Source organism: Nonomuraea mesophila (assembly GCF_004352805.1).
Classification (GTDB): Bacteria; Actinomycetota; Actinomycetes; order Streptosporangiales; family Streptosporangiaceae; genus Nonomuraea; species Nonomuraea longispora.
Window position 1 is genome coordinate 1 of sequence record NZ_SMLD01000283.1, and the last position, 6713, is coordinate 6713.

Below are 6713 nucleotides of genomic sequence, written 5' to 3' on the forward strand. Positions count from 1 at the left end.
AGGTCTCCCACCCTGTGAGGGGTTAAGGCTCCCGGTAGACGACCGGGTTGATAGGCCGGGTGTGGAAGCACGGTAACGTGTGGAGCTGACCGGTACTAATAGGCCGAGGACTTGACCACAAAGCATATTCTTTGGTGTGTGCAGCGCTCTGTTACTCTTCGCCGGGTCCGGAGCTGCGCCACACCAAAGTAAGATTCTTGCTCGCGTCCACTAGGCAATTCTGAAACAACAAGCGGTGACGCTTGACAGTTTCATAGAGTTACGGCGGTTATGGCGAGAAGGAAACACCCGGTTACATTCCGAACCCGGAAGTTAAGCTTCTCTGCGCCGATGGTACTGCACTCGGGAGGGTGTGGGAGAGTAGGTCACCGCCGGACAATCGTTCAAGAATGGGCCCCGACGCCGAGTGCGTCGGGGCCCATTCTGCGTTCTCGGCTCAGGGCAGCCGTGGACGGATGACGAAGACTCCCCAGCCCAGATAATCGCGCCCGTACTCGAGATGCGAGCGGCGCGCCCGGGCGAGGAACTCGCGTAGCGCCGGGGCGTCGGGATCGTCGGGGTTGTCACGCAGCCAGTCGCTGATCGTCCACCATTGGCTGGCCACGTATCTGTCCCAGCCGTCCTGGTCGGAGAGCACCATCTCCAGCAGTTCGAAGCCCGAGTCCTCGATGCGGTCCGCGGTGCCGGCCAGCGACGTGAACAGGCCGTCCGCTATGCCGAGCGCCTCGTACGCCTCCTCCGGAGGCGGCGTCGTCCAGAAGCATTCACCGACCAAGGCGATGCCGTTCCGGCGAAGATGCCTGCGCATCAGGGAGAGCGTGCCCTGAAGGCCGTTGCCGATCCAGGTCGCGCCGATGCAGGACACGATGTCGAACGACTCAGGGGTGTCTTCGTAGGTGGCTGCGTTGGCTTCCACCAGAGCCACCTGATCGCCTACGCCGAGTTCGACGGCGCGAAGTCTGGCGGCTTCGAGAAAAACCTTGCTGATGTCCACGCCCACGCCCTGGATGCCATAATCGGCCGCCCACCGAGAAAGTAGTTCGCCCTTTCCGCAGGCAAGGTCGAGTTGCCGGGAACCGGGAGAGATGCGGCAGATCCGGCCCAGCAGATCCAGCTTTTCGTCGGTCAAGGGATTGAGCGTGCGGTGGTTCGACTCGGCTATTTCATGGAAGCGAAGTGACATGGTGGCCAGTCTCGCCGACCGGGCGATTTCCGGTCCAATCATTAAATGGGTTGCCGACAGGCTCATGGACGTGTCAGGCCTTGCTAGGCTGGGAGGACCGGGCCACCCCACAGGTGGCCTTCGTCGCGTCAGGCCCGAAGGTGGGCGGCGACCAGCCCCGGCAGATCGTTGTTGTGAGTCCGCCGGGTGAGCCAACGAATGGACCAGAAGTGAACAGAGATAACGGATCGGACGGCGGACAGCGCGGCCGCGAAGACAACGAGGACCGGCCCTCCGGCGGAGGCGGCCGGAGCGGCGGCTACGGCTCTCGCGGGCGCGACTCCGGCGGCGACCGTCCGTTCCGTTCCGACGACAGGTCGCGCACCGGCAACCGGGGAGACAGAGGACCGCGACGGGACGAAAGCTATCGCGAGTCCCGGGGTCCGCGCGGTGAAGGCGACGATCGCCGCACCTACCGGGACAGGGACGACCGTGGCCCCCGTCGTGAGGGTGGCTACGGTGAGCGGCGTGAGGGTGGTTACGGTTCGCGTCGTGATAGTGATCGTGGTCCGCGTCGTGAGGGCGGGTTCGATCGGGGTTCGCGTCGTGAGGGTGACGATCGTGGGTTTCGGGGTGGTGAGCGGCGTTCGTTCCGGGATCGGGATGATCGGGGGCCTCGTCGTGAGGATGATGGTCGTCGCCCGTTCCGGGATCGGGACGACCGTGGCCCTCGTCGTGAGGGTGGTTACGGCGCCGGCCGGGACGGTGAGCGTGGCGGTCCGCGTCGTGAGGGCGGATACGACCGTGGCCCCCGTCGTGAGGATGACGGCCGTCGCTCGTTCCGCGACCGGGACGATCGCGGCCCTCGTCGCGGCGGCGGTTACGGCGAGCGGCGTGAAGGCGGTTACGGGGACCGTCGTGACAGCGGCCCTCGCGAAGGCCGGCCGTTCTCCCGGGACGACCGCGAGGAGCGTACCGGATCCCGCGCCAGATACGGCAGGTCCGATCGCGAGGCCGAGGCGCCGCAGCGCGAGCGGCTGCCCGACGTCGCGCCCGACATCACCGCGGACGAACTCGACAAGGAAGTCCTGGAAGAACTGCGGTCGCTGCCCGGCGACCTCGCCGACCTGGTCGGCCGGCACCTGGTGGCCGCCGAGCGTGCGCTGGAGGACGACGATCCCGACCGTGCACATGAGCACACGAAGGTCGCACGCAGGTTCGCGGCGCGTATCGGTGTCGTACGCGAGGCCGCGGGCATCGTCGCCTACCGCGCGGGTCACTTCTCCGAGGCGCTGAGCGACCTGCGGGCGGCCAGGCGGATGACGGGCTCTGACGTGTACCTGGCGGTCATGGCCGACTGCGAGCGCGGCCTCGGCCGTCCGGAAAGGGCCATCGACCTCGTACGCTCGCCGGAAGCCGAACGTCTCGACAGGGCCGGGCGGATAGAGCTGACCATCGTCGAGTCCGGGGCCCGGCGCGACCTGGGCCAGCACGACGCTGCCGTGATCACGCTGCAGCGCCTGCCCGAGCTGCGCGACCCGCAGCCCAAGCCGTGGTCGGCCCGGCTGGCGTTCGCCTACGCGGACGCACTGGCCGACGCCGGTCACCAGGAGGCGGCCACCGACTGGTTCGGGAGGGCGATGGCGTTCGACGAGGACGGCGAGACGGACGCGGCAGAACGGTACGCGGAGCTGACCGGGTCCGTCATCGAGGACCTCGAGGAGGACTTCGACGAGGACGCCTCCGATGCCGACGACCTCGCTGCCGGTGACATCCTGGAAACGGAAACGGAAACGGAAACAGATGAGGGCCGGGCCGGCGAGATGCCGGAGCGGGCGGACGTACCTGATGACCAGGTTTCGGCCTCCCAACCGCAGCAAGCTTCCGTAGGTGTTCAGGGCAGCGATATCCAGGATGCGGACGTTCAGGACGTCGAGGCACAGAGGGCCGATGTCGCGGATCCTGAGCTCCTGGATGCGGGCGCCCGGGACGCCGAAGCTCAGGACCCCGATGGAACGGACGCGAAGGCACCGACCGAGAACCCGCCGGTTCCGGACGAGGACCCGCGCGTGCAGGCGGAGACGCCGGGCGTTCCCGATGAGAAGCCGGGCGCCGGTCGGCACACACCGGAGCAGGACGAGCGCACGGACCGGCCGGACGCTCCCGACGCCAAGGAGCATGGCGAAACCCCGGGAATCACCCCGGCGTTCATCGAGCCCGATTTCGGTGACGTGCTCGACGAGGGCACCGCAGACCGTCCCAAGACGGACGACTGACGCCGACAGGACACCCCGCCGCTACCGGTCGTGGCGGCGGGTGTCCGCGTTCGCGGGCCTGGTGGTGCGGCCGCGTCACCCGAAACGGTCGTTCGTCACGGTGAGACGCGGTCGAGCCAGTGGAGGATGCCTGCCACGTTCGAGGGTGCTCCGCTCAGCAGTTCGAACTGCTCGGCCGTCGGGTCGTCGCCCTTCAACGCGGTGTAGCGCTCCTTGGTGCGGTCTCTGACCATGGCGACGGCGTGGTCGAGGTCCATGCCCTCCGAACGGGCCTGCTTGGTGAGATCTACCCAGATGCGGAGCTCTTCCGCAGACCGCTCCAGAGTCTCCTGGACGGCATCGACCGGCCCGTAGTGGCTGAACAGCAGGCGTTGCGGCTCAAGCGCCTCGAACAGGGCGATCGAGTTGAGTGCCGTCTGCAGGTCGAAGTCCGGCGGGGGCGTCGCGGGGCGCAAGTCGCCCGTCTCGGGCAAGTAGACGCCTGCGGCGTCGCCGACGTACAGGTCCCCCGTGGCGGAGTCGACCAGGCCCACGTGGTGTTTGGCGTGGCCTGGCGAGTAGTGGCTGCTCAGAGTACGCCCGTTGCCCAGGTCGATGGCGCCGGTGTCGCCGAGTGCGACGATGCGCTCGGCCTCGGTGGGGGTCAACTCGCCGAACAGTGTGTCGAGCCGGTCGCCCCAGACCATGCGCGCACTGGCCATCAACACGGTCGGATCGGCGAGGTGCCGGGCCCCCTTCTCGTGGACGACGACCTGGGCGGAAGGGAAGAACCTGGCGATGTCTCCTACGCCTCCCGCGTGATCCAAATGGATGTGGGTCACCACGACGGTGGCCAGGTCCTCGGGTCCGACGCCGAGCGACGCGAGCGCGTCACGCACCACGGGAGCGGACGTCGAGGTGCCCGTCTCCACCAGGCACGGCCGGTCGCCCAGGATCAGATAACCAGCTGTGATGCCCGAATAGCCCGCCATCCTGGTGTCGATCTCATAGACGTCGCCGCCCAGAGCGGTGATGTTGTCCACAGGCGCTCCCGCACGTTCAGCCGTTATCCCCAGAACGGCGTTCCAGCCGGTCCGGCTTTCTCCTCATCGTAGATAGTGATCTCACCAGAGCACCGACAGGGGAGGAAGACAGTGGACCGCAATGAGGTCTTGCTGGTGGGAAGGCTGTCAGCCACGGCCGAGGAGCACGAGTTGCCGAGCGGCGACACCGTGACGAAGTGGCGCGTCATCGTGCGCCGCCGACGGCACAGGCGCGGAGCCGCCCTGACGGACAGCATCCCGTGTGTCACCTTCAACCCGGAGGTCGCCGCCATAGTCCGCACCCTCAAACCTCGCGACTACATCGAGGTGGCGGGGTCGTTCCGCTGCCGGGTCTTCGGGCCGTCCGCGGCCAAGGTCTGGAGATACGAGGTGGAGGTGAGCTCCGCCAAACCCTTCGAGGCCGAGCTGGCCGAACCCGACGCCCCGGCCACCGACCCGTCCGCCGGCTCGGAGGGAAATGTCACCACCCTGATCCCCCGGCAGGTGGCCTACCTGGCGCGAGCCGGCTGACCTCGTACCCTCGACAGGGCCGCAGGGGTGCGTGCACGCACGACCTGCCGGGTCGCCTGGTGGTGCGTGCACTCGTCGCTGACCGTGCGGTGGGCACGAACTCACCGGGCTGATCGTGCGGTGGGCACGTACCCGCCGGGCTGATCGTGCGGTGGGCACGTACCCGCCGGGCTGACCGTGCGGCGGGTACAGTCCCACCGGTTCAGCGGCATCGGTGCATCAGAACCTTGCCACGTCGGCCGGCGTGATGGAGGAGACAGGGCCTCGTGGCGAGCCGTACGACCCTGTGCCACGCCAGAGGACTCGCCTGGCTGAGGACGTTCTGGCGCGGGCGCGGGCATGTCCGTCCCCTGGGAGGAGGTGACGTGCTGCCGCTGAGCATCACGTTGCCGCGACGGGACGCCTCAGTCGATCGCGAACGTGCGCAGGACCAGACCGGTTCTGGGCTTCGGTCCGAAGGAGGTGCTCTTGCGGGGCACCCGTTCGCCGCCGGCGGCGACGGCGAGCACCTCCTCGGCCTTGAGCGGTTTGAGTATCACGGCGGTGCCACCGGAGCGGGCGGCCAGCCGCACCGCGGCTCGTGCGTCGTGATGCACGATGCGCACGGCCCGCTCGTCGTCACGCATGCCCCACACCTTGGGCATGACGAACTCGGAGAGGACGGACGTGTTGAGGCTGTTCCAACGGCCGGAGCGCTCGGGCGGCATCGCGTGGGCGAGCTGCACCGGGTCGGGATCGGTGAGCAGGTGGGCACCGCTCTCACCGGCCAGCAGGAACGCCGGCTCCGCCGCCTCATCGAGCGCCGCCAGGCCTTGTGTCAGGTCGTCATAGTCATGGACCCGCCACGACCCCTTCGCCCTGGCGGCCGCCTCGTCGAGAGGAAGACCGGGAATCACGCGGTGGATCGCCTTCAGATCGGGCGGGTACGCGGAGGTGTCGACGAGCAGGGCCAGCCCGTAATCCCACGGACCCGCCGTCGAACGACCCTCTTGCGCCGCGGCGTCGTTGTGCCCTGCTTCGGCACCGTCGTCGCGTTGAGAGAACCCGTGGTGCCCAGCTCTGCCGTGGGACGGCTGCGCGCCGGTCCGGAGGTGGGTTTCGTGTTCCTGACGCTGGAGCACGCGGTAGGTCGCATACCTGTGGTGCCCGTCGGCGATCAGGGCCTGCCGGTCATGGAGGTCGGCGTTGATCGCGGCGATCTCCTCCGGATCCGTGATGGCCCACAGGCGGTGGGTGAGGCCGTCCTCCGTGCGGGCAGACACGAGGGGCTGCCGATGCAAGGCCACCTCGTCGACCAGGCGGCTGGCGGTGCCGTTCGCGCCGTCGTAGAGGAGGAAGATGGGTTCGAGGTTGGCCTGGGTGGTGCTCATCAGGGCGAGCCGGTCGGCGACGGGGCCCGGCATGACGTCCTCGTGCGGGAGGATGATGCGCTGGTCCGGGTCGGTCAGGCCCACGTCGCCGATGAGGCCCCGCTGCAGCACGTCCGTGCCGCTCTGCTCGTACACGTAGAGCGCCGGCACGTCGTCGGCCACCAGCACGCCCGCGTCCAGCCAGGCCTTCAGCGTGTCCCTCGCCTCGGTGTACCGCGATTCGAGCGGCGCCTGCGCCTGCGGGTCCGGCACGGTGCCGGGTTGTTCGCCGCACGCGGTCCCGGGGCGCCCAGGAGGATCGTCGCCGCGCACGGTCGCGGGGCGGTCAGGAGTGTCGTCGGCGGGTGGGGGC

6 protein-coding genes and 2 rRNA genes are annotated in these 6713 nt (G+C 68.5%); 4 read left to right on the top strand and 4 right to left on the bottom strand.

Annotated features, from left to right (window positions below; translation table 11 throughout):
* Nucleotides 1-119: ribosomal RNA gene (locus E1295_RS46290) — 23S ribosomal RNA — on the top strand; the annotation flags it as partial.
* Nucleotides 120-260: 141 nt separating this feature from the next.
* Nucleotides 261-377 (top strand): 5S ribosomal RNA (gene rrf, locus E1295_RS46295).
* Between the two features lie 59 nt (nucleotides 378-436).
* Here rrf and E1295_RS46300 read toward each other — a convergent pair.
* Nucleotides 437-1183, bottom strand: coding sequence for an SAM-dependent methyltransferase (locus E1295_RS46300; protein ID WP_132641495.1), 747 nt, complete (start codon nucleotides 1181-1183; stop codon nucleotides 437-439).
* A gap of 128 nt (nucleotides 1184-1311) precedes the next feature.
* The gene (locus E1295_RS51635) at nucleotides 1312-2442 is read right to left on the bottom strand and encodes a hypothetical protein (protein WP_246081205.1); all 1131 of its coding nucleotides are present in this window, start codon (nucleotides 2440-2442) and stop codon (nucleotides 1312-1314) included.
* Nucleotides 2443-2511: 69 nt separating this feature from the next.
* Between E1295_RS51635 and E1295_RS46305 the strand changes: the two genes are divergently transcribed.
* Entirely contained in the window at nucleotides 2512-3438 is a 927-nt protein-coding gene (locus E1295_RS46305; protein ID WP_246081206.1) for a hypothetical protein, read from the top strand.
* 95 nt (nucleotides 3439-3533) lie between these two features.
* Here the strand turns inward: E1295_RS46305 and E1295_RS46310 are convergent, their stop codons facing one another.
* A complete protein-coding gene (locus E1295_RS46310; protein WP_181958151.1) occupies nucleotides 3534-4460 on the bottom strand; it encodes an MBL fold metallo-hydrolase in 927 nt (308 codons plus the stop codon).
* Between the two features lie 111 nt (nucleotides 4461-4571).
* Between E1295_RS46310 and E1295_RS46315 the strand changes: the two genes are divergently transcribed.
* Complete coding sequence (locus E1295_RS46315; protein WP_281284816.1) at nucleotides 4572-4991, top strand: single-stranded DNA-binding protein; 420 nt, start codon at nucleotides 4572-4574, stop codon at nucleotides 4989-4991.
* A gap of 404 nt (nucleotides 4992-5395) precedes the next feature.
* On the opposite strand, the gene E1295_RS46320 is transcribed toward E1295_RS46315, so the two are convergent.
* Entirely contained in the window at nucleotides 5396-6673 is a 1278-nt protein-coding gene (locus tag E1295_RS46320; protein ID WP_246081207.1) for a DUF1015 family protein, read from the bottom strand.
* Between the last annotated feature and the right edge of the window lie 40 nt (nucleotides 6674-6713).

Bases quoted from the DNA above. Each gene is read 5' to 3' on its own strand.
- E1295_RS46300 (WP_132641495.1), bottom strand. From the start codon at position 1,183: ATGTCACTTCGCTTCCATGAAATAGCCGAGTCGAACCACCGCACGCTC.
- E1295_RS46305 (WP_246081206.1), top strand. From the start codon at position 2,512: ATGGCCGACTGCGAGCGCGGCCTCGGCCGTCCGGAAAGGGCCATCGAC.